Below are 24,801 nucleotides of genomic sequence, written 5' to 3' on the forward strand. Positions count from 1 at the left end.
GCAGAGCGGGCGGATGGGTGCACGACGATGCCCCCGGTGCGGGCGGTCCGCCGGTCCACCCGTGTTGACGGGAATTCAGCTACTGGCCGTCAGTCGCCTGAAGAGAGTCTTATGACGCATTACATAGAGAAACCGGCCTTCTGGGCTCTCCTCGCATTGCTGGCCTTGTTGGCCCTCGCGATCGCCCTCGTCGTCCGCCTGCGCCGGGCGGCCCGCGAATTGAGGCAGGAAGTCACCGGTCTCAAGACGCATTACGCCGAACTGGAGAACCAGTACACGGAATCCGTCGAAGCCGCCCAGGAAAGGGCGGAAGAAGCGACGAAGACGGTACTGAAATCCGCCATGCGCACCCTCCAGGGCCTCGCCCTGGAACAGCAGCTGATCGTCTCCCGGCTCCAGAACAAATACGGCGACTCGGTCATGCTCCAGGACCTTCTGGAGATCGACCACACCAACTCCCAGTTCGGCCGCCGCGCCCAGTCCATCGCGGTGCTCTGCGACGGCTGGCTCGGCCGCCAGCGCGACGTCGCCTCCGTCTACGACGTCGTCCGCAGCGCCCAGGGACGGGTCCGGCACTACCGCCGCATCGAGATCCTCTCGCAGGTCGACTTCGGCATCACCAGCCGCGCCGTCGAACCCGTCGCGCTCGCCCTCGCCGAGATCCTCGACAACGCCACCAGCTATTCCAGCCCGGACACGGTCGTCGAGATCAACATCCGTACCGTGCCCAAGGGAATCTGCATCGTCGTCGACGACGCCGGTGTCGGCATGAACGACGAGGAACGCGTCAAGGCGGAGAAACTCCTCTCCAGCGAACGCGTCACCGGTGTCTCCGCGCTCGGAAATCCCCCGCAGTTCGGCTTCGCGGTCATCGGCGTGCTCAGCGAGCGCTTCGGCTTCGAGGTGTCCGTCGACTCCTCCTCCCCGTACGGCGGCGTCCGCGCCGTCCTGCTCCTGCCGCACGACCTCCTCACCGGCGCGCCCCAGCAGAAGGAGCCCGCGCCGGTCGTCACCACGGTCAGCGTGCCCGAGTACGGCGCGCCCGAGGCGACGCCCCTCGCCACCGCCACGACCTCCGACGGCCTGCCCAAGCGGCGCCGCAAGCGGCCGATGGCGATCGTGCCGGGCAGCGGCTCCACGGAGAGCGGCACCCCGGGCCGGTCCCGCTCCGGCGCCGAGACCGCCGCGATCATGGGGGCCTTCCAGCGCGGCACCCAGTCCGGCCGCGGCGACGGGGCGGACCAGACGAGCAGCACAAGAGGTGCGAGCAGCGAAGGGCATGATGTCTCGTGAACGCCGATCTGTCATGGATGCTTGACAGCGCCCTGGAGATTCCCGGGGCCCTGCACGCCGTCCTGATCTCCGCCGACGGGCTCCTGATGGCCCGCACCAAGGAGTTCGACAAGGACAACGCCGACCGGGTGGCCGCCGCGATGAGCGGCGTCCAGTCGCTCAGCCGCTCGCTCGCGTTCTTCTGCGAGGACCGCTCCCAGCAGTGGCGCCAGACCCTCGTGGAGTTCGACGGCGGCTGGGTCTTCCTCATCTCCGCCGGGGAGGGCGCCTACCTCGGCGTCTCCGCGACGCCCGAGGTCGACATGCAGGACATCACGTTCCGCATGCAGCAGCTCGTCGGCCAGCTCGGCAAGGCGCTCACCACGCCGCCGCGCGAGAACATCGGCGTCCAGGCATGAGCGGATACGGCGAACTCGAGCCCCAGACGCCGGAGTTAGTGCGACCGTACGTCATCACCAGGGGACGCGTACTGCCCGACGAGGGCCAGCTCTCGCTCATCACCCTGGTCACGGCCGCCCCCGGCGACCGGCGCCGCCCGACCCGGCTCACCCCCGAGGAACAGAGCCTCCTCGACATCTGCGACGCCGGCTACCTGTCCGTCGCCGAGATCGCCGGCCACACCCAACTGCCCCTGGGCGTCGTGAAGATCCTCCTCGCCGCACTCGTCGAGGCCGGTCATCTCGTCACCCGCCCGCCCGTCCAGCGGGCTCCCCTCGCCGACCGGGAAATCCTGGAGGAGGTGCTGAATGGTCTCCGCGCAAAGTTTGGATGAGACGGCGTACGTCCGCGGCGGCGAGCAGCAGACGGCCGTCAAGATCCTCGTGGTCGGCCACTTCGCGGTGGGCAAGACCACGTTCATCGGGGCGATCTCCGAGATCGAACCGCTGACCACCGAGGAGACGATGACCCGGGCCGCCGAGTCCGTCGACGACCTCAAGGGTGTCCAGGGCAAGACCACCACCACGGTCGCCATGGACTTCGGCCGCCTCACCATCAGCGACCGCGTCGTGCTCTACCTGTTCGGCACCCCCGGACAGCAGCGCTTCGTCCAGATGTGGGAGGACATGGCACGCGGCGCCCTCGGCGCCCTCGTCCTCGTCGACCCCGAGCGGCTCGCCGACTCCTTCGAAGTCATCGACCTCATCGAGCAGTTCGGCCTCGACTACGCCATCGCCGTCAACCACTTCGACGGCACGCCCCCGCGCGACGAGGCGGCCCTGCGCGAGGCACTCGACCTGCTGGACGACACCCCGATCGTGACCTGTGACGCGCGCGACGAGAAATCCTCGGCCGAGGCGCTGATCAGGCTGGTCGAGTTCCTGATGGCACGCTCCCACTGACCCCCACTCTTCTGACGCGGGACCAACGGGGGTCCCGCCACGGCGAGTTGTCCGGCGTATGCCGTAACACGTTCACCGAACCTGTTCACTCGAAGAGGCAGACCAAGCAGACATGGACGACGACCGATCCACCACCCCGGTGCCCCCGCCCGGGTGCCCGGCGCACAACTCGGGCGGCCGAGTGCCGCTGTACGGTCCGGAGTTCGCGGCGGACCCCCAGGCGTACTACACCTATCTGCGCCACTACGGACCCACCGCCCCGGTGGAGATCGCGCCCGGCGTCGAGGCCACCCTCGTCACCGACTACACCACCGCCCTCCAACTCCTCCAGGACACCGGCTCGTTCCGCAAGGACGCGCGGCGCTGGCGGGACTTCAACGAGGGCAAGGTGGCCCCGGACAGCCCGGTCGCCCCGCTGCTCGCCTACCGGCCCAACGTCATGTTCAGCGACGGCGCCGACCATCTGAGGCTCCGTCAGGCCGTCACCGACAGCCTCGCCCGGATCGACTCCCGCAAGCTCGCCCAGAGCATCGAGCGGATCTCCGGCTACCTCATCTCCCAGTTCTCCACCCGGGGTTCGGCCGACCTCCTCGGCGACTACGCCAAGCAGCTCCCGCTGTTCGTCTTCAACGAACTCTTCGGCTGCCCCGCCGACATCGGCGACCGTGTCCTGTTCGGCATCTCCGGCATGTTCGACGGCGTCAACGCGGAGAAGAGCGCCGAGGTCCTCTACCAGGCCATCGGCGAACTCGTCGTCCTCAAGCGCTCCCGGCCCGGCGAGGACGTCACCACCTGGCTGATGCGCCATCAGTCGGCGCTCACCGACGAGGAGATGGTCCACCAGCTCGCCCTCCTCCTCGGCGCCGGCATCGAGCCGCTGCGCAACCTCATCGGCAACACCCTGCACCGGCTCCTCACCCACGACCGGTACGGCGGGGGCGGCGGACTCATCGAGGAGGCGATGGACGACACCCTGTGGGAGAACCCCCCGATATCGAACTTCGCCGCCCACTACCCCTCCGCCGACCTGGAGTTCGCCGGCCACAAGGCCACCGAGGGCGACCTCATGCTCATCAGCTTCGTCGCCGCCAACACCGGCCCCACGCTGACCGCCGCCCGGCAGGCCGGCAGCAACCGCGCCCACCTCTCCTGGAGCGCGGGACCGCACGCCTGCCCCTCGAAGGACCCCGCGCGGCACATCGCCGTCGCCGCCATCGAGAACCTCCTCAACCAGCTCCCCGACGTCGAACTCGCCGTCCCCGAAGGCAGCTTGACCTGGCGTCCGGGCCCCTTCCACCGGGCGCTCGCCGCACTGCCCGCGCGCTTCACGCCGGTCCAGCCCGTGCACAGGCCCGCGCCGCAGCCGCGTACGCAGGCCCCGGCGCCCAGCGTCGACGCCGGACGGCGGCCCGAACGCGGGGGTGTGTGGAGCCAGTTCCTCAACTGGCTCACGAAGTGATTCACACAACATCCACAGGGTTCGCGACACCTGCATGAAGGTTCGTCACCGGGGGTAGTGAGCAACGCGGTATCCGTGTTGCTCATGAGACGAAGGAGGTGTCATGAACCTCAGGTTCCGCGACACCACTGCGCTCCGGCGCCCCGTACGGCAAGCCCGCAGCGGGCCGTACATAACCGGGGGGCGGTCGCACGCCCCCACCCCGACGGCCCAACTCCACAGCAGCGACCACGAGATACCCGCCCGACAGGGCGGGTATCTTCATGCCCGCACTCTCTTCCGGGCCGGCGTCGTGTTCCCGGAGGTGGCGCGATGAACGCCACCGCACCCCGGACCGGCGACGGCGCGCCCACGCTCGGGGCCCTCACCGTCGGCCAGTTGCTCCGCCTCTGCGACGTCTCGGGGCTCGCCCCCGCCGACGCCGAGCGCTACGCCGCCGTCCTGCTCACCGCCCTCGGACCCGTCGCCGAACGGCCGTTGGACCTGCCGCCACCCACCCGTACCTTCCTCTCCGACGACCACACCCCCGTCGAGTTCTCCCTCGCCCACCTCCCCGGCGAGCCCCCCGCCCTGCGCGTCCTGGTCGAACCCGGCTGCCTGGAACCGGACTTGGCGAGCAACGGCCGCACCGGGCTGGCCGTCGTCCACGAACTCGCCCGCGCCTGGGACTTCTCCACCGTCCAACTCGACGCGCTCACCGACCTGTTCCTCCCCGACGACCCCCACGGGCCGCTCGCCCTGTGGATCGCCCTCGAACTGCGGCCCGGCGGCATCCCGGCTGTCAAGGTCTACCTCAACCCCTCCGCCTCGGGACCCGCGCGAGCCGCCGCGACCGTCCGTGAGGCGCTCCAACGCCTGGGCCACCACGAGGCGTTCGCGTCGCTGCCCGACGCCGACGGCTACCCGTTCCTCGCCCTCGACCTCGGGGACTGGGACACACCCCGGGCGAAGGTCTACCTCCGGCACGACGACCTCACCGCCGCGCGCGCCGGGACCCTCTCCAGGACCGTACCCGGGCCGTCCGCCGGGGAGGTCGAGGAGTTCCTCACGCTCGCGGGGGGCTTCGACGAGGCTCCGGGCGACGACCGGCTACACGTGCCACTGGCCGGGCGGCCTGGCCTGACCTGCCACGCCTTCACCGAGAACCGGACGGGGCGGCCGAGCGGGTTCACCCTCCACGTCCCGGTCCGCGACTACGTCCGCCACGACGGGGACGCCCTCGGCCGCGCGGCCCGCGCCCTGCGCCGGCACGGCATGGACCCGGCGGGTCTGCGCCGGGCCATGGGCGCGCTCACCTCGCGGCGGCCCGAGGACGGTGCCGGGCTCATCGCCTACCTGGCGCTCGTCCATCAGCAGGGGCGGCCGACGCGGATCACCACGTATCTCTCGGCCGAGGCGTACGAGGTGCGTGCGCCGCTGGTGCGGGTGCCTGCGCATGTCAGGGTTATGTCTGATATGTGATGTGTCATGAGCATGGCATGAAATGCCGAGGGGGGTGGGGGGACTCCCCTCGGAGCGTGAGGTGCGGGGTGCGGGGTGCGGGGTGCGGGTGTGAGGGTGTGAGGGTGTGAGGGTTTGGGGTTGCGAGGTGTACGGCGCTGTGGCGCTCCGCCTCACTCGGCGCGCAGTTCCTCCAGGTACTGAGCCACGCCGACCTGCGTCGACGAGCCTTCCGTCTGGCCGTACTGGCCCGCGATCCCGGCGAGGTAGTCCGCGATCTCCTTGCGCATGACCTCGGGGGCCGGGAGGGACGCCTCGCCCGTGAGGACGCGGGCGATCCAGCGGGCCTGCGCCTCGACGAGGCGGGTGATGGAGCCCAGCGGGCGGACCATGCCGGCGAAGTACAGGCCCGGGCGGTCGGCCGCGACGACCCGCTTGTACAGCTCCACCGCGCCGCCCGGCCCGGTCGGGCAACCGGCGGGCAGGTACGGGAAGTCCATGCGGTAGCCGGTGCAGTAGACGATCGTGTCGGCGGCCACGGACGTGCCGTCGGTGAACACGACCCGGCCACCGTCGAGACGGTCGATCGCCGGTTTCGCGGTCACCTCGCCGTGCCGTATCCGGCTGAGGATCTCGTCGGAGATCGTGACCGCCGACGCGAACAGCGGGTGGTCGGGCTCGGGGAGGCCGTAGTCGGAGATCTTGCCGCGCACGACGAGCAACGCCTGTTCGATCAGGCGCCGTTGCTCCTCCAGGGACATCGCCGTCCACCACGGCGCGTCCGCGATCTCGTCCAGGGACATGCCGAAGAGCTGCTTCGGCAGCACGTGCAGGCCCCGGCGTACCGACATCACGGTGTGCTCGGCGTGCCGGGACACGTCGGCGGCGATGTCCACGGCCGAGGCGCCGAGGCCGACGACCACGACCCTGCGGCCGGTGAAGTCGCTGCCGTCGCGGTAGTCCAGGGCGTGCAGAATCGTTCCGTCGAAGGTGTCGGCGCCGTCGGGGAGGGCCGGCATCACGGGCTGCGTGTTGTGGCCCGAGGCGACGATGACGTGGGCGAAGCCGCGGGTGGCGGTGCCATCCGGGCCCTTGCTGACGACGGTCCACGAACCGTCGTCCTCCTGGCGCACCGACTCGACCGTGGTGTCCAGCTCGATGTGGTCCAGCAGGCCGGCCCACTCCGCGAACGACCGCAGGTACGCCGCGACTTGGCTGTGCCGGGGGTACAGGGGGTACGAGTCCGGCATCGGGAAACCGGCGTAACCGGTGAGCTGCTTGGCCGTGTTGAGGTGCAGCGACAGGTAACCCGGGCCGCGCTCACCGGAGTCCGGCTGACGCCACAGGCCGCCGACGTCCGGGGCCTTCTCCAGGCAGACGAACTCGACGCCGTGCTCCTTGAGTTGCCGCGCGGTCGCCAGTCCCGACAGACCCGCGCCGATCAGGCACACTCGCATGCTGATTTCCCCACTTCCCGCACAGGAACGGCACGATCCTTTCGCTCAACGGGGATTGACATGCCCGTGCGGCACTGGTGTCACGCGTGTCACGTCAGCGACAAGGATCACAGGAGGCGGTCTTGTGCATGGGCGGAAGACGGGGGTGTCCTACCTCCGTGCCGTCGCCCACAACCCTCGTACGTGGCCCAGGTGTTGGGTCATGGTCGTGCGAACGGCCCCCTCGTCGCGGGCCAACAGGGCGTCGACCAGGGTGAGATGCTCGGCGGCGGACGCGGGGAGGCGGCCGGAGGCGGCGAGTGCTTCGAGGCCGTACAGGCGGGAGCGGCTCCGCAGGTCGCGGACCACCTCCACCAGGTGCGCGTTGCCGGCGAGCGCGAGCAGGTCCAGGTGGAAGCGGGTGTCCGCCTCGACGTACGCGACGAGGTCGCCGGCCGCCGACGCGGTGACGATCTCCTGCGCGAGGGGGCGCAGCGCCTCCAGGGACGCCGGGTCCGCACTGTGAGTGAGACCCACCACCGTGGGGATCTCGATCAGCGCCCTGATCTGCGTGTACTCGTCGAGCTGTACGTCGGACACCTCGGTCACCCGGAAGCCCTTGTTCGGCACCGCGTCGACCAGCCCCTCCTTCGCCAGCTCCAGCATCGCCTCCCGTACCGGCGTCACCGACACGCCGAACCGCGCTGCCACTCCCGGCGCCGAGTACACATCCCCGGGGCGGAGTTCGCCCGCGATCAGCGCGGCCCGCAGTGCGTCCACGACCTTCTGCCGGTAGCTGCTGCGCCGCCCCAGCGCGGGGAGGTTCTCCGGCGCAGGGTTCCCGGGCGCAGGGTTTTCTGGCACAGGGTTCTCGGGCACAGGGTTCTCGGTCACAGGACGAACCCCGCCGGGAAGGGGTCCGTCGGGTCCAGCAGGTACTGCGCCGTCGCCGTGATCCAGGCGCGGCCGGTGAAACTCGGGAGTACGGCGGGGAGTCCGGCCACCTCCGTCGTGCCGAGGAGGCGGCCGGTGAAGCTGGTGCCGATGAAGGACTCGTTCACGAACTCGGTGTGCAGGGGGAGTTCGCCGCGCGCGTGGAGCTGCGCCATGCGGGCGCTCGTGCCCGTACCGCAGGGAGAGCGGTCGAACCAGCCGGGGTGGATCGCCATCGCGTGCCGCGAGTGACGGGCCGTCGAACCGGGGGCGATCAGGTGAACGTGATGGCAGCCCCGGATCGACGGATCCTCCGGATGCACCGGCTCCTCCTCGGAGTTGATCGCCTCCATCAACTCCAGTCCCGCGCGCAGGATGTCGTCCTTGCGGGCCCGGTCGAACGGCAGCCCGAACTCGTCCAGCGGCAGGATCGCGTAGAAGTTGCCGCCGTACGCCAGGTCGTACGTCACCGTACGGCCGTCCCCGAGCGTGATCTTGCGGTCCAGGGCGACCGCGTACGACGGGACGTTCCGCAGCGTCACCGCCTTCGCCGCGCCGCCCTCCACCTCGACCTCGGCGACGACCACTCCGGCCGGGGTGTCCAGGCGGATCGTCGTGACCGGTTCCGTCACCTCCACCATGCCGGTCTCCACCAGGACGGTCGCCACGCCGATCGTGCCGTGTCCGCACATCGGGAGATAGCCGGAGACCTCGATGTAGACCACGCCCCAGTCGCAGTCCGGGCGGGTCGGGGGCTGGAGGATCGCGCCGCTCATCGCGGCGTGGCCGCGCGGCTCGTTCATCAGCAACTGCTTGATGTCGTCGCGGTGTTCGCGGAAGTAGAGGCGCCGCTCGTTCATCGTGGCGCCGGGGATGGTGCCGATGCCGCCGGTGATCACTCGGGTGGGCATGCCCTCGGTGTGCGAGTCGACGGCGTGGAGGACCAGTTTGCTGCGCATGGTCGGGGGCCTTTCCGTGAGGTGGGGGAGTCGGGGTTGATGCGGGCGGGCGGTGGGGTGGGAGTGAAGTCGATGCGGGCGTGCGGGAAGCGGGGGTGGCGCGCGGGGTCGGTGGTGGCGCGCGCCAATCCCCCGGCCGCTTCGGCGAGTTGGCCAAGTCGCCGGTGGTGTACGGGAGTTCGCTTGTCACGCGAGTCCGGCTGCCACCGCCTTCTCCGTCGCCGACCGTACGGCCGTCTCCTGCTCCGGCAGCAACGGGACGCGGGGCGGGCGGCATCGGCCTCCGTGGCGGCCCACGATGTCCATCGACAGCTTGATCGCCTGGACGAACTCGACGCGGGAGTCCCAGCGGAGCAGCGGGTGCAGTTGGCGGTACAGCGGGAGCGCCGTGGTGAGGTCGCCGGCCACCGCCGCGCGGTACAACTCGACCGACGCGCGCGGCAATGCGTTCGGGTAGCCGGCGACCCAGCCCTTCGCCCCGGCCACGGCCAGCTCCAGCAGGACGTCGTCCGCGCCGATCAACAGGTCCAGTTCCGGGGCGAGTTCGGCCAGGCGGTAGGCGCGGCGGACGTCGCCGGAGAACTCCTTCACGCCCTGGATGTATCCCTCGCCGTGGAGTTGCGCGAGGAGTTCGGGTACCAGGTCGACCTTGGTGTCGATGGGGTTGTTGTAGGCCACGACCGGCAGTCCCGCTTTCGCGACCTCGGCGTAGTGGCCGAGCACCGCGCGCTCGTCGGCCCGGTACGCGTTCGGCGGGAGCAGCATCACCGCGCCGCAGCCCGCCTCGGCCGCGCGCTCGGCCCAACGCCGGGATTCCGCCGCGCCGTACGCGGCCACGCCGGGCATGACCCGGTCGCCGCCGATCGCCGCGACGGCCGTCTCCATGACCTTGGTGCGCTCCTCGGGGGTGAGGACCTGGTACTCGCCGAGGGAGCCGTTCGGGACGACGCCGTCGCAGCCGTTGGCGATGAGCCAGGTGCAGTGGTCGGCGTACTTGTCGTAGTCGACGGAGAGGTCGTCGTTGAGGGGGAGGGCGGTGGCGACGAGGACGCCGTGCCAGGGGCGGGGGGTGGGGGGCGTGGACATGTGGGCCTCCGGGGCAGGTGAGGGGGTGGTCGGCGGGTGGTGGGGCGAGGGCGGGGGCATGTCGGGGAGGATGGGCCGTGCGGGGGTGTCGTGTGACGGAGGGCGTGTCACGTGCTCCGCCGTTCCCGCCGGGTGGTGCGTCGTGCGGGTTGCTGTTCTCGCCGGGGGGTACGTCTGCGGGGCGGGCATCGTGCGGGTTGCCGTTCTCGCCGGTGGCGCGTCCGGATCGCGGTTTCTGCGGGGCGGGCGTCGGGTGGGCCGCCGCTTCGCCGGGGGCGTGTCACGTGTCGTCGGCCTCTTTGCCGCCCTCCTCCGCCAGCACCCCGAGCGGTACGGGGCGGGCCAGCAGGCGTCGGCCGGGGACGGGTGCGCAGCCCGCGATCCCGGCCACCCCCGGCTCGCACATGCGGCCCTGGCACCAGCCCATTCCGGCCCGCGTCAGCAGCTTCACGGTGCGCAGGTCGCCCGCGCCGTGAACGTTCACGGCAACGCGCACGGCGCCGGCGGTGACCTCCTCGCAGCGGCACACGACCGTGTCGTCCGTGACCTGGTCCGGCCAGTGGGCGGGTGGGGCGTAGGCGCCGTCGAGCGCCGCGAAGAACGTGCGCAGGCGGGTCCGGGTGCGGGCGGCCGGCGCCCAGGCGGTGGGGTCGGGGTCGGTTCCGTGGAGGCGGGCCGAGGCCGAGCGGCCCGCGATGTGGCCCTCCGCGAGGGAGAGGGCCGCGCCGCCGATGCCGGTGGCCTCTCCGGCGGCCCAGACGCCGGGGACGTCGGTGCGCTGCTCGGCGTCGACGCGTACGGCGGGGCCGTCGAGGGCGCAGCCGAGGCCGTCGGCGAGGTCGGTGTGGGGGAGGAGGCCGTGGCTGACGGCGAGGGTGTCGCAGGGGATGGTGCGGTTCGACCGGCCGTCGGTGACGGTCACGGCCTCCAGGCGGTCGGCGCCGTGCGCCTCCAGGATGGTGTGACGCATCATCACTTTCGTTCTGTGGCACAGGAGTTGGGCCGCGTACCCCGCCCCCTCGGCAAGCTTGGCCGGCTCCCGGACGAGGGCACCCGTACGCCGTACGAAGGCCCGGGGGTCGGCCGAGTCGACCAGCGCGACGACCCGCGTACCCGCCGACGCGAGCCCGGTCGCGACCGGCAGGAGCAGGGGGCCGGTGCCCGCGACGACGGCGGTGCGGCCGGGGACGACGAGGGAGCCCTTGAGCATGGCCTGGGCGCCGCCCGCGGTGAGGACGCCGGGGAGGGTCCAGCCGGGGAAGGGGAGGACCTTCTCGTATCCGCCGGTCGCGAGCAGGACGCCGTCGGCGCGTACCGCGACGGAGCGTTGTTGCTCGGGGCCGAGGAGCGCGTGCACGGCGAAACCCGCCGACTCCCGTTCCACGCACCAGACATGATGATCCGTCAGCTGCGCGATGCCGTGGGTTTCGAGGCCCGCGCGCAGACGTTGCCAGGTGCGCCACTGGTGGTGCAGCGCCTGTGGACGGCGAGCGCCGAGAGCAGGTGCGGGCTGGCGGTAGAACTGGCCGCCGGGCCCCTGACCGGCGTCGACGAGCGTGACGCGTACGCCGCGTGCGGCGGCGGCCAGCGCGGCGGCGAGGCCCGCCGGTCCCGCGCCGATCACCGCGAGGTGGGGAGGTTCAGCCATGGCCCGTTCCTGACTGGGTGCGGACGTCCGCGCCGGGTTCGGCCGGGATGAGGCAGGCGCGCTGGTTGGGGCGGCCGTCGACGGTGACGAGGCAGTCGTGGCAGACCCCGATCCCGCAGAAGACGCCGCGTGCCGTGCCGTCGCCCCGGGTGGTGCGCCAGGACATGACACCCGCCGTCCACAGCGCGGCGGCCACCGTCTGGCCGGGCAGCGCTTCGACGGGGTGGCCGTCGAACGTGAGGGTGAAGGCGGGGCCGGGGCGGGCGCGGACCAGATTCAGGGGGTTCACGCGGTGGCCTCCTCGGTGAAGCGGTCCGGGCGGAACGGGGTCAGGTCGAGCTCGGGCCTTTGCCCGCCCAGGAGTTGGGCAAGGAGATGGCCGGTGCCGGTCGCGAGGCCGATGCCCGCGCCCTCGTGACCGCAGGCGTGGTAGAGGCCGGGGGCTCTCGGATCGGCGCCGATGGCCGGGAGATGGTCGGGGAGGTAGGGGCGGAAGCCCAAGTAGGTGCGCATCGCCCGGACTTGGGCGAGGAACGGGAACAGCCGGGTGGCGCCCGCGGCGAGGGACCGTACGACGGGAAGAGCGAACGAGCGGTCGAAGCCCACGCGTTCACGGCTCGCGCCGATCAGGACGGGACCGGCCGCGGTGCCCTCCACGACCGGCGAGGTCTGGAGTGCCGCCGAGTCGCTGGCGACATCCGCGACGTAGTCGGCGGCGTACACCTTGTGCCGGATACGGCGCGGCAGTGGCTCGGTGACCAGTACGAATCCGCGCCGGGGGAGGACGGGGAGGTGGACCCCGGCGAGCGCGGCGACCTCGCCGCCCCAGGTGCCGGCCGCGTTCACGACGGCCGGTGCGTGCAGGTCGCCCCGGTCGGTGCGTACGCCGCGTACGGCGCCGTCGGGCGTGCGCAGGATCTCGGTGACGGTCCGGCCGGTCTCGGCGCGGGCCCCCGATGCCCGTAGCAGGTGGGCGGCGGCGAGGGTCGGCATGACCTGGGCGTCCTGCGGGTACAGCACCCCGCCCGCCAGACCCGGCGCCAAGTAGGGCTCCAGGGAAGGGAGTTCGTCCGAGGAGACGTGGGCTGTCGTCACCCCGGCCGCGCGCTGCGCCTCGGCCAGTTCCGTGAGGGCCGTGAGGCTCTCGGGCGTGGACGCGACGACCAGGCCGCCCTTCGGTTCGTACTCGTAGGCGGGGCCGTGCTCCTGCGCCAGGTCGGTCCACAACCGGGCCGAGAGCAGGGCGAGTTCGAGTTCCGGTCCGGGCTCCTTGTCGGAGACGAGGAGGTTCCCCTCACCCGCGCCGGTCGTACCACCGGCCACCGGGCCCCGGTCCACCACGACGACGTCGAGTCCGGCACGGGCGGCGTACAGCGCGCAGGCGGCGCCGACCATGCCGGCACCCACGACCACGACATCACAGCTGGACTGCTTGGTCACGACAGTAATATGTCACACACTATTCAAGGCCGAAATACCCCGAAGGTCAGGGTCGCGGAAAACCTGGAGGTGGGCGGGGCGGCCGGGACGGCATCATGTCCGGGTCAAGGCGATCACCACGGGGGTAGGGCATGACCGTCCAGAACATTCTGCTGTCCGGCGTCGTCGGTTCGACCGCGTACGGGCTCGCCCGCGAGGGCTCCGACATCGACCGCCTCGGCATGTTCGCGGTTCCCACGGAGGAGTTGCACGGTCTGCACCGGCCGAAGGAGTCCTACGTCACCACCGCACCCGACCGGACTCTGCACGAGGCGGGGAAATGGTGCCGGCTCGCCCTGTCCGGTAACCCGACGGTGATGGAACTCGTCTGGCTGCCCGACGAGTTGTACGAGACGCGGACCGGCCTCGGGGACGAACTGATCGGCATCCGGGAGTCGTTGCTCAGCGCCGGGCGGGTCCGGGACGCCTATCTCGGGTACGCCACGCAGCAGTTCAGGCGGCTTCAGGGGCGGGCGGACGGGGCGTTCTCGGCGGACACGCGGAAGCGGACCGCCAAGCACGCGCGGCATCTCAAGAGGCTGTGCCGGCAGGGGTTCGAGCTGTACAGCACCGGGCGGTTGACCGTGCGCGTCGAGGACCCGGAGAGCTATCACCGGTTCGGGGAGGAGGTCGCCGCCGACGCCGATGCGGCCCTGCCGGTGCTGGAGCGCTTCGAGGAGGCGTTCGCGGTGACGCGGACGGTGTTGCCGGAGGAGCCGGACGAGCGGGTTGTCGAGGCGTGGTTGCGGAGGGTGCGGCGGGAGTTCTGCGCCGGGTAGCCGGGTAGCCGGGTAGCCGGGGGCGTTGGGGGCGTCGGGCGCGGAAAACCGTGTGACCCGGTTGTCCCTTCCTCCCTACACTCACGTCTGTCGTCGCGCCGCCCACGGCAAGGGGCGCGCGTTCACCGAGTCGCAGAAGGGGAGTCGGCCATGTGTGAGCACACCGCTGTCGCCACTCCCCGCGTCCGGTACGAGGTGATCCTCGTGTCCTGGGGTGCCCGGTGCTCGCTGCGCGCCCGGCACCGGTCTCTGTGACGAAGTTCTGACCAACGTCAACTCGCTTGCGGTTATCGCAGTTTGACGTTCCGTCATGTCTGTTTCCGCAGGCGGTACTTCGTCCTTCCATCGCGCCTTCCCTCACTCGGACGCATCTCGAAAGGCCATAGGGCCATGCGCGACAACCTCGACCGCCAGCTCTCCGCCGTACGCAATCTCGGCATCCTCGCCCACGTCGACGCGGGCAAGACCACCGTCACGGAGCGGATTCTCTATGCCACCGGAACCACCCACAAGCGAGGGGAAGTCCACGACGGAACGACCGTCACCGACTTCGATCCTCAGGAACGCGACCGGGGTATCACCATCTTCGCCGCGGCCGTCAGTTGTGACTGGGACGGGCATCGGCTCAACCTGATCGACACCCCCGGGCACGTCGACTTCGCCGACGAGGTCGAGCGTGCTCTGCGGGTGCTGGACGGGGCCGTCGCCGTGTTCGACGCGGTGGCCGGTGTCGAGCCGCAGAGCGAGTCCGTGTGGCGTCAGGCGGATCGGCACGGGGTGCCGCGTATCGCCTTCGTCAACAAGCTCGATCGCGCGGGCGCCGACCTCGACCGGGCCGTCGACTCCATCCGTGAACGCCTTCACCCGACGCCGCTGGTGGTCCAACTGCCTATCGGTTCCGAGGAGTTGTTCGCCGGGGTCGTCGACCTCGTCCAACTGCGGGCGCTGACCTGGGCCGACGGTGACGACGGTGTCGTATCCGCCGAGATCCCCGAGGAGTTGCGGGACGAGGCGCTGCGTCGGCGGCGGCTTCTGGAGGAGGCCGTTGCCGAGCGGCATCCGGTGGCGCTGGAGGAGTTCTGCGGGCGGGGGACGGTGTCGGCGGCGACGCTGGCCGCCGCGCTGCGGGAGCTGTCGATCAGCGGGGACGGCGTGGTCGTGCTGTGCGGTTCCGCCTATCGCAACCGGGGGATCGAGCCGTTGCTCGACGCGGTGGTGGCGTACCTGCCGGCGCCGTCGGACGTGCCTGCGGTGCGGGGAATGCCGGTGGAGGGTGGGCGGCACGTGATGCGTCACGCGCCAACTGCCGGACCCGCCACACGCGATGCGTCGGTGTCCGACACCGCCTCGGCCCTCGTCGAGTCCCGCCCCGCCGACCCCTCCGCTCCTTTCGCCGCGCTCGTGTTCAAGGTCGCCGTCACGCCCACCGGGCGGCTGACCTACCTGCGGATCTACTCCGGGACCATCGAGAAAGGGGACGCCGTATGGGACGCAACAGCCGGACGCAGTGAGCGAGTTGGGCGGATTCTGCGCGTGCAGGCCGATCGGCATGCGCAGCTGGAGCGGGCCGTGGCCGGGGACATCGTGGCCGTCGTCGGGGTCAAGTCGGCGCGGACCGGGGCGACTTTGTGCGCGCCGGACGCTCCGCTGGTGCTGGAGCCGCCCGGTGTGGCGGAGCCGGTCGTCTCCGTCGCGGTCGAGGCGTGCCGGGGCGCGCAGGCCGAGAAGCTGGCGTCGGCGCTGGCCCGACTCGCCGAGGAGGACCCGTCGTTGGCGGTGCGGACCGATCCGGAGACGGGTCAGACCGTGCTGTCCGGCATGGGGGAACTGCATCTGGAGGTCGCCGTGGAGAAGATCCGGGGGACGCTCGGGGTGGACGTCAACATCGGCCGTCCCCGGGTGACTTACCGCGAGACCGTCGGGCGAGGCGTGTCCGGCGTCGTGTACCGGCACGTCAAACAGGACGGCGGCGCGGGTCAGTTCGCCCAGGTCGTGCTCGAAGTCGAGCCGTACGACGGGGAGTTCTCCTTCCGGTCGGCGGTCGTCGGCGGGCGGGTGCCGCAGGAGTACGTCCGTGCCGTCGAGGCCGGCTGCCGCGACGCCCTCGCCGAAGGGCCGCTCGGCGGGCACCGGGTGACCGGGCTGCGCGTCACGCTCACCGACGGGGCGACGCATGTGAAGGACTCGTCCGAGCAGGCGTTCCGTACGGCGGGGAGGTTCGGGCTGCGGGAGGCGCTGCGGGGCTGTGCGATGGTGCTGCTCGAACCGGTCGCCGAGGTCACGGTGACCGTGCCCGAGGCTGTCGTCGGCGTGGTGCTCGGGGATCTCGCGGCGCGGCGGGGGCGGGTCGGCGGGTCCTCGGTGCGCTCCGGTGCGGCGGTCGTCACGGCTACCGTGCCGCTGGCCGAACTCTTCGGTTATGCGGGGCGGTTGCGGGGGCGGACGCAGGGGCGAGGTACGTTCACGGCTCGGCCCAGCGGGTATGCGCCGGCGCCGGCTGGCGTGCTGTCGGGCGGCGAGCGGTGATGGTGGGCGGTGCGGAGTGAAGGTGACCGGCGTGTGGTGACGGTCGCTGGTAGATAGGGGGCGCGCCGCTCGGCACGGTCAATGGAAAACCGAATGTCACCCTATCGAGTGACATTTCGAATTCTGGGCACGTGTTCGAGGGGCGGTCCGTTGGCCGGGTGTCGGGAGATTTTCCCGGCACCCGGACCAGACGGAGGTAATGAGATGGGCCTTCTCCAGTGCGACCCGCCGATCCTGCCGCCGGCTCCCGGCCGGCACCGTTTCGTGCTGGTGCACGAGGAGTTCGAGGGCGGTTCCTTCGACGACGAGCGGTACGAGGGGCTGCGGGCGAACCCACCCGATGGGTGCAGGCCGGTCAACGGGGGGTGCTTCGCTCTCCGCTGCGAGCGGCCCGGCCCGACGATGCTCGACGCGATCACCGGGACGCTCGCCGAGATCCGCCGTGCGCACGGACTCGTGATGAACAGTCTCGGGATCGACCCGAAGGAGTGGATGGACGACGGGAAGGACGGATACGGGGCGCAGATCGTGGCCCACCTGGTGCTGATGGCCCGCTACCGCGCCGAGTCCCTCGGGTACGGACGCGCGGAGCTGGTGCGGCTGCTCGACGCGACGGGGGCGTGAGGCGCCGGTTCAGCAGTCCCGGAACTCCGGGGACTGGTTGAGGAGCTGAGAGCGGACGGAGGTGAAGCGGGCGTACGTCTCCCCGGTGCGGGCGTCCGGGTGGAAGGCCGCCACGCGGTGGCAGTTCTGGAAGGCGAGGGCCACACCGAAGTGGCGCTCCAGGCTGGTGCGGATGGCGTCGCTGGCGAGGGCGCGCAGGAGCTGGCCGCGTTCGTGTTCGGAGGGAGGCGGGGTCTGGTTGTCGGTGAACTCGGCGGTGCCGCTGGTGAGGTCGGCGGCGAGGGAGGCGATCAGGTCGTAGGCGTAGGGGAGGGAGGTGCGGACGGTGTCCACGAAGTCCTCCTCGCGGACGTCGCCGGCTTCGGCCTGGGCGAGGAGGGTGGGGGAGACGTCGAGAGACATGGGGGTCCTGTTCGAGAGAGTGGGGGTGGGAGAACGAGGGGGTGAAAGGAGGGGGTGAAAGGAGCGGGGTGAAAGGAGAGGCCGCTTTACGGCGGGGCGTGATGTTGTGCCCCGGGTCAGGCGCTCGGGAGTCTGCCCGGTACGTACTCCGGGTCCACCTGGGCCGCCAGGTCCAGTCCGGTCGCGGTGTTTGCCCAGGCGCGGGCGTTGCGGAGGTGGAAGTCGACGGCGTGGCGGTGCAGCGCCGGCCAGTCCTTGGGGCGGGCGTCGACCGCGGCGCGCAGGACGTCGAGGGCGTGGCGGTTGGTGTCCTCCAGCTCGCCCTGGGGGGTGCCGCGTTCCGCGGAGCGTACCCAGGGGGAGTGGGTGAGGTAGGTGAGCAGGTGGTCGCCGGTCTGCTCCTTGAGGAAGAGGAGGTCGTCCTCGCCGGTCACCTTGTTGCCCACGACGGCCAGGGGGATGCCGAACTCTCGGGCGTGGTCGCGGTACTGGCGGTACACGGAGACGCCCCGCCGGGTGGGTTCGGCGACCAGGAACGTCATGTCGAACCGGGTGAACAGTCCCGAGGCGAAGGCGTCCGCGCCGGCGGTCATGTCGACGACGACGTACTCGCCGGGGCCGTCCACGAGGTGCCCGAGGTACAGCTCCACCGCGCCGAGCTTGGAGTGGTAGCAGGCCACCCCGAGATCGCTCTCGTCGAACTCGCCGGTCACCATCAGGGGGACGCCGCCGATCCGCTGGACATGGCGGGTGTGGAGTTCGTCGTCACCGAGGAGGCTCAGCAGGCGGGAGCCGCGTCCGGGCGGGGTCGTCTTGACCATCGCCTCGCGGGACGGGATCAGGGGGTTGGTCCCGCGCAGAAGATCCTTGATCTCGCCGATGTGCCCGGCGAGCGGGGGTGCGGTGAACGGCTCGGCGTCGGGGTCGAGTGCCTCGGCCAGGTGCTGGTTGATGTCACCGTCCACGGCGAGGACGGGGGTGCTGGTCCGGGCCAGGTGTCGGGCGAAGAGGGCGGAGAGGGTGGTCTTTCCGCTGCCGCCTTTGCCGACGAAGGCTATGCGCATCGCTGGTGACTCTCTATGGGGCGGGGGTGAGGGAGGGCGGGAGTGTTGAGGGGGCCGGGACTTGGCGGGACGGAGACGGTGTGAGGGGCGGGGCGGCTATGGGGGCGAGCTTCGTCGGGGTGGTGCGTGTGGTCCGTCTGCCTCCTTGTGTCTTCCGCTGCGAGGCTCGGTTCGGTAGGGCGTCCGGTGTGAGCCGCCTCTTCCCGTGCCCCGCCCGCCGTGAGGTGCGGGTGTACTAGGGCCCGCTCCTCGGCCTCCTTGACGAGGCTCGGCGTTTTGAAAATGGGTTTCATGTGACTAGGTTTTAGGAGAGCGGATGGGGGCTGTCAAATCGAGGGGGTGGCGTGGTCGGCGGCGCCCTCTTGATCGCACTGGCGTACTAGCTGCGTATGATGTGCAAGTGCGTGACTACTGCATAAGGCCGGCCGGCCCGGAGGACCTCGACGAGGCGCGGGCCGTCATGCTCGACACGGTGTACCGGGACTTCGGGACGGGGTACGTGCCGAGATGGCACGGGGACATCATCGACCTGGCCGGTGCGTACGTGGCGCCGGTGCGGCACACGTTGCTGGTCGCGGTGGACGCCGAGGGCGAGGTCGTGGCGACGGGGGCGTTGGACTCGCGCGGCCCCCTGCACCCACCGAACCCCCGGCACCTCGCCGAGCGCTACCCCTCCGGGACGACCGCGCAGCTCAGGCGGATCTACACCCGGCCCGAACACCGCCGCCGGGGACTGGCCCGGCGCCTGGTCGCGGAGCTGCTCGACTTCGCGGCGGCGGACGGCGGCTACAGCTCCGTGTACCTCCACACCGACCCGTCGGTGGAGGGCGCCGAGGGCTTCTGGCGCTCACTCGGCGAGGTGGTACTCGACGAACGGGACCCCACCCAGGGCGCGGCCCAGCCGATCGTGCACTTCGAGATCCCGTTCGACGCGGTCCGCCGGGACAGGGCCCCTACGCACAAGGCCCACTCGGCCCGGCACCCTGCGGACAGAACTCCGGCGAACCGGACCACCGCACCCCCCGCCAGGCCCCGCACAGCCACCTCCCCGTCCCCCCTCCTGACAGACCGGTAGATCATGCGCATCCCCCACGGCCACCGCCTCCTCGTCGCCCTCTTCGCTCTGCCGCTGCTTGCCGGCTGCTTCGCGTCAGGCGCTGGTGGCGACGACAACGCGTCCGGCAAGGACGACGGTGCCCGCCTCCGGGTCGCCCTCGCCTTCCCGCCCGCCGAGAAGCTCTCCCCGTACGGTTCCGACGCGACGATCCTCAGCAGGCTCGGGGTCACCGAGGGGCTGACCGCGTTGGATGCGAACGGGGCGCCCGCGCCGGCGCTCGCTCAGTCGTGGAAGCGGGTGGACGAGCGGACCTGGGTGTTCACCCTCAGGGACGCCACCTTCCAGGACGGCACCCGTGTCACCCCCGCCGCCGTGTCCGGCTCGCTCGGGCGTGCCGCGCAGGCCAAGCCCGCCCCCGCCGCGCTCGCCGGAGTGACGCTCAGTGCCAAGGCCGACGGCGCCGACGGCGTACGGATCACGACGGCCGTCGCCGATCCCGTGCTGCCGTTGCGGCTGACCAGTCCGAGCCTGGCGATTCTCGCGCCGAAGGCGTACGGCACGCAGGGCGCGGCGGACCCGGTGGGGACCGCCACCGGGCCGTTCGAGATCAGCAAGGTGAGCGGTACGACCGCCGCCACACTCGACCGTTTCGACGACTACTGGGGCGGCCGTGCCCAAGCGTCCGGCATCGACGCCCGCTTCATAGCCGACGGCACCGCACGCGCCAACGCCCTGCGCACCGGCGAGGTCGACATGGCCGAGGCGATCCCCGTCGCGCAGGCGGCCACCCTCGACGCCGCGACCCGCAAGGAGACGGCGACGACCCGCACCACCAGCCTCCTGCTCAACAGCAGGACGGGCGCCTTCAAGGACCCGGCGCTGAGGGCCGCCGCAAGGGCCGCCGTCGACACCTCGACGCTGGCCAAGGGCGTGTACGAGGGCCACGCGGACGCGGGCACCGGCATCTACGGCCCCGCCGTCACCTGGGCCGCGGGCAAGCGCACCGCACCCGTCGGCCGGGCCGCCCCCGGCAAGCCGGACAACACGGCCGTCACCCTCGCGACGTACGACAACCGCCCCGAACTCCCCGAGGCCGCACAGGTGCTGAAGCAGCAGCTGGAGAAGGCCGGTTTCAAGGTCACCCTGGAGGTGAGGGAGTACTCGCGCCTGGAGGGCGACGCGCTGGCGGGGAAGTTCGACGCGTTCGTGCAGGCCCGCAACACCCTCCTCGACACCGGCGACCCGGTCGCGGTCCTGGCCAGCGACTACACCTGCGACGGCGGCTTCAACATCGCGCAGCTCTGCGACAAGAAGGCCGACCAGGCCGTCGCGGCGGCACAGGGCGTCGCCGACACCGGCAAGCGCCAGGACGCGGCGATGACGGCCGAGGCCGCGATACTCGGCACGGACGCGGTCGTCCCCCTCGTCCACCAAAGGGTCATCACCGGCGTCGGCACGAGCGTGCGCGGCGTCCTCCTCGACCCGTACGAGCGCACGCTCGTCGGCATCGGCACCCGGCGCTGACCGCGTGGCACGGGTCACGGCGCTCCTGTGGCGGGCGGCCCTCGCCGCGGCCCTGGTCTGCGGCATCGGCCTCCTGCCCTGGCTGACGGACACGGACCCGGCGCTGACCGTCCTCAAGGCCCGCGCCGTCGACCGCGACCCCACCCCGCAGGTCCTGGCCGACATCCGCGACCAACTCGGCCTCGCCGACGGCCCGTCGCACCTCCTCGGCCAGTGGCTGTCCGGCCTCCCGCAGGGCGACGCCGGCCGGTCCTGGATCTCCGGCGAGGAGGTCACCCCGGCCGTCCTCCAGGCGCTCGGCGCGTCCCTGCTGCTGGTGACGGTCGCCCTGGCCGTCGCGACCCTCACCGCCGCCCTGATCTGTACGCCCACCCTCCGCCGCACCAGGCGCGCCCCCGCGAGGTCCGGCTCCGCGATGCTCGCCGCGCTGCCGGAGTTCCTCACGGCGTCCGTGCTCGCCACGGTCGTAGGCGTCCAGCTCGGCTGGCTGCCCGCGCTCGGCTGGTACGGGCTCAAGTGGACGATCCTCCCGGCGCTCGCGCTCGGGCTGCCCGCCGGGGCCGTGCTCGGGCGGCTGCTGGACGATCTGCTGCCGGGCGCGTTCGCCGAACCCTGGGCGAAGGCGGCCACCGCGCGCGGGGTCCCCGGCAGCAGGATCGCCCGGCACGCGGTACGGCGCTGCCTGCCCGGACTGCTGCCCAACCTGGGCCTGTTCGCGGTCGGGCTGACCGGCGGGTCCGTCGTCGTGGAGCAGATCTTCGACATCCCCGGCCTCGGCCGCACCACCCTCCAGGCCGCCCTCGCCCAGGACCTCCCGGTCCTCCAGGCGGGCACCCTCGCGCTGGTCCTGTTCGCCGCGCTCGTCACCGGCGCCGCCCGCCTCGCCGCCCGCCCCCTCCTCGGCCCCGCCCTGCGCGACGGCGCCCTCCCCACCCTGCATCGCCCCGACCCGCCCGCGCGCAGACTCCCGCCGCTGCTGTACGGCGGACTCCTGGCCACCGTCGTCGCGGCCGGACTGCCCCGCGACCCGCTCGCCGTCGACACCACCCGGCGCCTCCAACCCCCGTCCGCCGCGCACCCGTTCGGTACCGACGCCCTCGGCCGCGACCTCCTCGCCCGCGTCGCGCACGGCGCGCTGGACACGCTGCTGCTCGCGGGCGGGATCAGCCTCGCCGCGTATGTCATCGGCGTCCTGCTGGGGCTCGTGCCGAGGCTGTCGGCGCCGCTCGTGGACACCGTCAACGCCGTGCCGCCCGTCCTCGCCGCGCTGCTGGTCGCCGCCGTGTGGGGAAGCGGTGCGAGTACGCCCGCGCTCGCGGTGACCGTCGTCGCCTGGGCGCCCCTCGCCGCGCACACCTCCGCGCTGCTCGCCCAGGAGAAGGCGGCCGTCCACCTCGCCTCGACCCGCGCGCTCGGCGCCGGACGCCTCCACCTCCTGCGGCGCGCGCTGCTGCCCGCGATCCTCCCGCCCGTCGCCCGCCATGCCGCCCTGCGCCTGCCCGGCAACGCCCTCGCGCTCGCGACCCTCGGCTTCCTCGGCCTCGGCGCCGGGCCCCCGTCCCCGGAATGGGGGTTGCTGCTCGCCGAGAACCAGCCGTACGCGGAACGCGCACCGTGGGCCGTCCTCGCGCCCGCCGCCGCGCTCGCCGTCCTCGGCGCGCTGGCCGTGACTGCCGGAGGGCTCCGCAGACGCCGGGCGAGCGACCCCGGCGACCCGCGGATTCCCGAACTGCCCGAACCTGTACGAGAGTTGGTGACCGCCCGATGAGCGTGACGACCGGCGCCGAGAAGGCGCGGCTCTCCCCGCTGCTGCGCCTGCTGATCCTCACCCAACTCGCCTTCAACGTCGGGTTCTTCGCGGTCCTGCCGTTCCTCGCCGAGCACCTCGGGACCGGCATCGGGCTCGCCGGGTGGCTCGTCGGGTTCGTGCTCGGGCTCAGGACGTTCAGCCAGCAGGGGCTGTTCGTCGTCGGGGGCGCGCTCACCGACCGGTACGGGGTACGGCCCGTCGTCCTCGTCGGCTGCGTCCTCAGGATCGCCGGGTTCGCCTGGCTCGGGTACGCCGACCACATCGCGTCCGTCATCGGGGCCGTCCTGCTCATCGGGTTCGCCGCCGCCCTCTTCTCCCCGGCCGTCGAGAGCGAGGTCGCCCGCCAGGCCGTCCTGTGGGAGGAGGCCGGCAACGGGCCGCGCACCCGGGTCCTCGCGCTGCTGACCGTCGCCGGACAGGCCGGGGCGTTCGTCGGTCCGCTGATCGGCGCGCTGCTGCTGTCCGTCGACTTCCGTACGGTGTGCCTGGCCGGGGCCGGGATCTTCGTCCTCGTCCTCGCCGGGCATGCGTGGCTGCTGCCGCAGCACATACCCGGGCGCCAGAGGACGCGGGTCAAGGGCGGGGTCGGGCCGATGCTGCGCAACCGGCGCTTCCTCGCGCTGTGCTGCGCGTACGGGGCCTACCTCCTCGCCTACAACCAGCTCTACCTGGCCCTGCCCGCCGAGGTCGAGCGCGCGGCCGGGTCGCAGACGCCGCTGTCGTGGCTGTTCGCGCTCTCCTCCGCGCTCGTCGTCGCAGCCCAACTGCCCGTCACCCGCTGGGTGGGGGAGCGGCTCAGCCTCCGTACGTCCATGGCGGGCGGACTCGCTCTCATCGCCGCCGGGTTCGCGGTCGTCGCCGCCGCACTCCCCGCCGACCTCACGGGCAACACCGGGCTGCTGCCCGCCGCCGGGTTCGTCGTCCTGCTCACGTTCGGGCAGATGCTGGTCGCGCCGGCCGCGCGGGCCTGGGTGCCCGACCTCGCGGCTGAGGGGCGGCTCGGGCTGTACACGGGGGCGCTGTCGTCGGTGTCCGGGCTGATCGTGCTGATCGGGAGTTCGCTGACGGGGACGCTGCTGGATTCGGGGTTGCCCGCGGCGGTGCCGTGGGTGGTGCTGGCGGTGGTTCCGGTGGGGGCGATCGCGTTGTTGCCGCGTACGGAAACGGCCGGGTCCAGGGAAACGGCCGTGTACGCCGAACCTGTCGAGGAGAGCGCGTCGATTTCCAAGAACAGTCAAGGCGGGTGAAGCGGCGCGCGTGGGCGTGGCAGGATCCCGGGACATGAGTGCGTCGCCGGGGGTTCGGGGGTTGCGTGCCGCCGTGTTCGCGGCGGTGTGCGTGCTGCTGGCTGTCGGGGCGCATCTGGTGGCGGTGGGGGAGATGCCGTCCGCCGGTGCGCAGGGGTTCGGGTTCTGTGTCGTCTTCGGTGCCGGGTGGGTGCTCGGGGGGCGGGAGCGGAGTCTCGTCGGGATCGGCGGGGCGACGCTGGTGGCGCAGGGTGCGCTGCACGTGGGGTTCGGGAGGGTGACGAGGGGTGGGAGCGGGATGAAGGGCATGAACATGCCGCTCCCCTCGCACTCCGCTCACCTCGGCTCCGCTCACTCCAACCTCGCGCACCCCGACTCCGCTCACCTCACCCTCGTACACCACTCCACCCCGCACACCCTCGCCGCCCACTTCCTCGCCGCCCTCCTCACCTCCTGGTGGCTCCGGCGCGGTGAGGCCGCCCTGTGGTCCCTCCTGCGCCGCGCCGTCGCGCTGGTCCCGGGGCTCGTCGCCTGGTGGCGCGGACCCGTGCGGATCGCCACCGGCGCCAGAAGAGGCGTACGGCGGTGGCGGCACCTGCCCGCGCCGCGACGTCTCCTGCTGCGGCACGCCGTACGGCGCAGAGGTCCGCCCGAGCCGGTTCCGTACCCGGCCTGAAGGAATCGACTCAATTCGT

General features: G+C 71.9%; 22 protein-coding genes and 1 pseudogene. 14 read left to right on the forward strand and 9 right to left on the reverse strand.

Going from position 1 to position 24,801, the window contains the following annotated elements; genetic code table 11:
* Positions 1 to 111: 111 nt before the first annotated feature.
* From ACQCO7_RS35175 to ACQCO7_RS35200, 6 genes are all read left to right on the forward strand, one after another.
* Positions 112 to 1,293, forward strand: coding sequence for an ATP-binding protein (locus tag ACQCO7_RS35175; protein WP_464075596.1), 1,182 nt, complete (start codon positions 112 to 114; stop codon positions 1,291 to 1,293).
* Positions 1,290 to 1,691, forward strand: a complete 402-nt coding sequence (locus ACQCO7_RS35180) for a roadblock/LC7 domain-containing protein (RefSeq protein ID WP_010358086.1) — start codon at positions 1,290 to 1,292, stop codon at positions 1,689 to 1,691. Before ACQCO7_RS35175 ends, ACQCO7_RS35180 begins: the two co-directional genes overlap by 4 nt.
* Positions 1,688 to 2,065, forward strand: coding sequence for a DUF742 domain-containing protein (locus tag ACQCO7_RS35185; protein ID WP_464075597.1), 378 nt, complete (start codon positions 1,688 to 1,690; stop codon positions 2,063 to 2,065). The genes ACQCO7_RS35180 and ACQCO7_RS35185 overlap by 4 nt, the downstream gene beginning before the upstream one ends.
* Positions 2,040 to 2,633 carry a GTP-binding protein gene (locus ACQCO7_RS35190; protein ID WP_409116314.1) on the forward strand — a complete coding sequence of 198 codons (594 nt, stop codon included), beginning with the start codon at positions 2,040 to 2,042 and terminating at the stop codon, positions 2,631 to 2,633. Before ACQCO7_RS35185 ends, ACQCO7_RS35190 begins: the two co-directional genes overlap by 26 nt.
* Before the next feature lie 112 nt (positions 2,634 to 2,745).
* Positions 2,746 to 4,092, forward strand: a complete 1,347-nt coding sequence (locus ACQCO7_RS35195; RefSeq protein WP_464075598.1) for a cytochrome P450 — start codon at positions 2,746 to 2,748, stop codon at positions 4,090 to 4,092.
* A 312-nt stretch (positions 4,093 to 4,404) separates the two neighbouring features.
* Complete coding sequence (locus ACQCO7_RS35200; protein WP_464075599.1) at positions 4,405 to 5,553, forward strand: tryptophan dimethylallyltransferase family protein; 1,149 nt, start codon at positions 4,405 to 4,407, stop codon at positions 5,551 to 5,553.
* A gap of 152 nt (positions 5,554 to 5,705) precedes the next feature.
* On the opposite strand, the gene ACQCO7_RS35205 is transcribed toward ACQCO7_RS35200, so the two are convergent.
* From ACQCO7_RS35205 to ACQCO7_RS35235, 7 genes are all read right to left on the reverse strand, one after another.
* A complete protein-coding gene (locus ACQCO7_RS35205) occupies positions 5,706 to 6,989 on the reverse strand; it encodes a flavin-containing monooxygenase (RefSeq protein WP_464075600.1) in 1,284 nt (427 codons plus the stop codon).
* Positions 6,990 to 7,139: 150 nt separating this feature from the next.
* Entirely contained in the window at positions 7,140 to 7,832 is a 693-nt protein-coding gene (locus tag ACQCO7_RS35210) for a GntR family transcriptional regulator (RefSeq protein WP_464075601.1), read from the reverse strand.
* A gap of 26 nt (positions 7,833 to 7,858) precedes the next feature.
* A complete protein-coding gene (locus ACQCO7_RS35215; RefSeq protein WP_464075602.1) occupies positions 7,859 to 8,860 on the reverse strand; it encodes a proline racemase family protein in 1,002 nt (333 codons plus the stop codon).
* Between the two features lie 186 nt (positions 8,861 to 9,046).
* Positions 9,047 to 9,946: a dihydrodipicolinate synthase family protein gene (locus tag ACQCO7_RS35220; protein ID WP_464075603.1), complete on the reverse strand. Its 900-nt coding sequence runs from the start codon at positions 9,944 to 9,946 to the stop codon at positions 9,047 to 9,049.
* 280 nt (positions 9,947 to 10,226) lie between these two features.
* The gene (locus ACQCO7_RS35225) at positions 10,227 to 11,594 is read right to left on the reverse strand and encodes an FAD/NAD(P)-dependent oxidoreductase (protein ID WP_464075604.1); all 1,368 of its coding nucleotides are present in this window, start codon (positions 11,592 to 11,594) and stop codon (positions 10,227 to 10,229) included.
* On the reverse strand, positions 11,587 to 11,883 hold the full coding sequence (locus ACQCO7_RS35230) for a (2Fe-2S)-binding protein (protein ID WP_464075605.1): 297 nt from the start codon (positions 11,881 to 11,883) through the stop codon (positions 11,587 to 11,589). The genes ACQCO7_RS35225 and ACQCO7_RS35230 overlap by 8 nt, the downstream gene beginning before the upstream one ends.
* Positions 11,880 to 13,034, reverse strand: coding sequence for an NAD(P)/FAD-dependent oxidoreductase (locus tag ACQCO7_RS35235; protein WP_464075606.1), 1,155 nt, complete (start codon positions 13,032 to 13,034; stop codon positions 11,880 to 11,882). The genes ACQCO7_RS35230 and ACQCO7_RS35235 overlap by 4 nt, the downstream gene beginning before the upstream one ends.
* 131 nt (positions 13,035 to 13,165) lie before the next feature.
* Here ACQCO7_RS35235 and ACQCO7_RS35240 point away from each other — a divergent pair, with 131 nt between their 5' ends.
* The 3 genes from ACQCO7_RS35240 (at position 13,166) to ACQCO7_RS35250 (ending at position 17,002) form a co-directional block, all read left to right on the forward strand.
* Entirely contained in the window at positions 13,166 to 13,852 is a 687-nt protein-coding gene (locus ACQCO7_RS35240) for a nucleotidyltransferase domain-containing protein (protein ID WP_464075607.1), read from the forward strand.
* A 390-nt stretch (positions 13,853 to 14,242) separates the two neighbouring features.
* A complete protein-coding gene (locus tag ACQCO7_RS35245) occupies positions 14,243 to 16,378 on the forward strand; it encodes an elongation factor G (RefSeq protein ID WP_464075608.1) in 2,136 nt (711 codons plus the stop codon).
* Between the two features lie 204 nt (positions 16,379 to 16,582).
* Positions 16,583 to 17,002: a hypothetical protein gene (locus tag ACQCO7_RS35250; protein WP_464075609.1), complete on the forward strand. Its 420-nt coding sequence runs from the start codon at positions 16,583 to 16,585 to the stop codon at positions 17,000 to 17,002.
* A 9-nt stretch (positions 17,003 to 17,011) separates the two neighbouring features.
* Here the strand turns inward: ACQCO7_RS35250 and ACQCO7_RS35255 are convergent, their stop codons facing one another.
* Together ACQCO7_RS35255 and ACQCO7_RS35260 are read right to left on the reverse strand one after the other, a co-directional pair.
* On the reverse strand, positions 17,012 to 17,404 hold the full coding sequence (locus ACQCO7_RS35255; protein ID WP_010357544.1) for an SCO5389 family protein: 393 nt from the start codon (positions 17,402 to 17,404) through the stop codon (positions 17,012 to 17,014).
* A gap of 116 nt (positions 17,405 to 17,520) precedes the next feature.
* Positions 17,521 to 18,468, reverse strand: coding sequence for an ATP-binding protein (locus ACQCO7_RS35260; RefSeq protein ID WP_464075610.1), 948 nt, complete (start codon positions 18,466 to 18,468; stop codon positions 17,521 to 17,523).
* 400 nt (positions 18,469 to 18,868) lie between these two features.
* Here ACQCO7_RS35260 and ACQCO7_RS35265 point away from each other — a divergent pair.
* From ACQCO7_RS35265 to ACQCO7_RS35285, 5 genes and pseudogenes are all read left to right on the forward strand, one after another.
* Positions 18,869 to 19,396: pseudogene (locus tag ACQCO7_RS35265) on the forward strand (GNAT family N-acetyltransferase); the annotation flags it as partial.
* A 150-nt stretch (positions 19,397 to 19,546) separates the two neighbouring features.
* Entirely contained in the window at positions 19,547 to 21,049 is a 1,503-nt protein-coding gene (locus ACQCO7_RS35270; protein ID WP_464075611.1) for an ABC transporter substrate-binding protein, read from the forward strand.
* Positions 21,050 to 21,053: 4 nt separating this feature from the next.
* Positions 21,054 to 22,817, forward strand: a complete 1,764-nt coding sequence (locus ACQCO7_RS35275; RefSeq protein ID WP_464075612.1) for an ABC transporter permease subunit — start codon at positions 21,054 to 21,056, stop codon at positions 22,815 to 22,817.
* Positions 22,814 to 24,106: an MDR family MFS transporter gene (locus tag ACQCO7_RS35280; RefSeq protein ID WP_464075613.1), complete on the forward strand. Its 1,293-nt coding sequence runs from the start codon at positions 22,814 to 22,816 to the stop codon at positions 24,104 to 24,106. Before ACQCO7_RS35275 ends, ACQCO7_RS35280 begins: the two co-directional genes overlap by 4 nt.
* Before the next feature lie 34 nt (positions 24,107 to 24,140).
* Positions 24,141 to 24,782 (forward strand): hypothetical protein, encoded by a 642-nt coding sequence (locus tag ACQCO7_RS35285; RefSeq protein WP_464075614.1) that lies wholly within the window; start codon positions 24,141 to 24,143, stop codon positions 24,780 to 24,782.
* The last annotated feature ends 19 nt before the right edge of the window (positions 24,783 to 24,801 follow it).

Source organism: Streptomyces saintjeani (assembly GCF_055409605.1).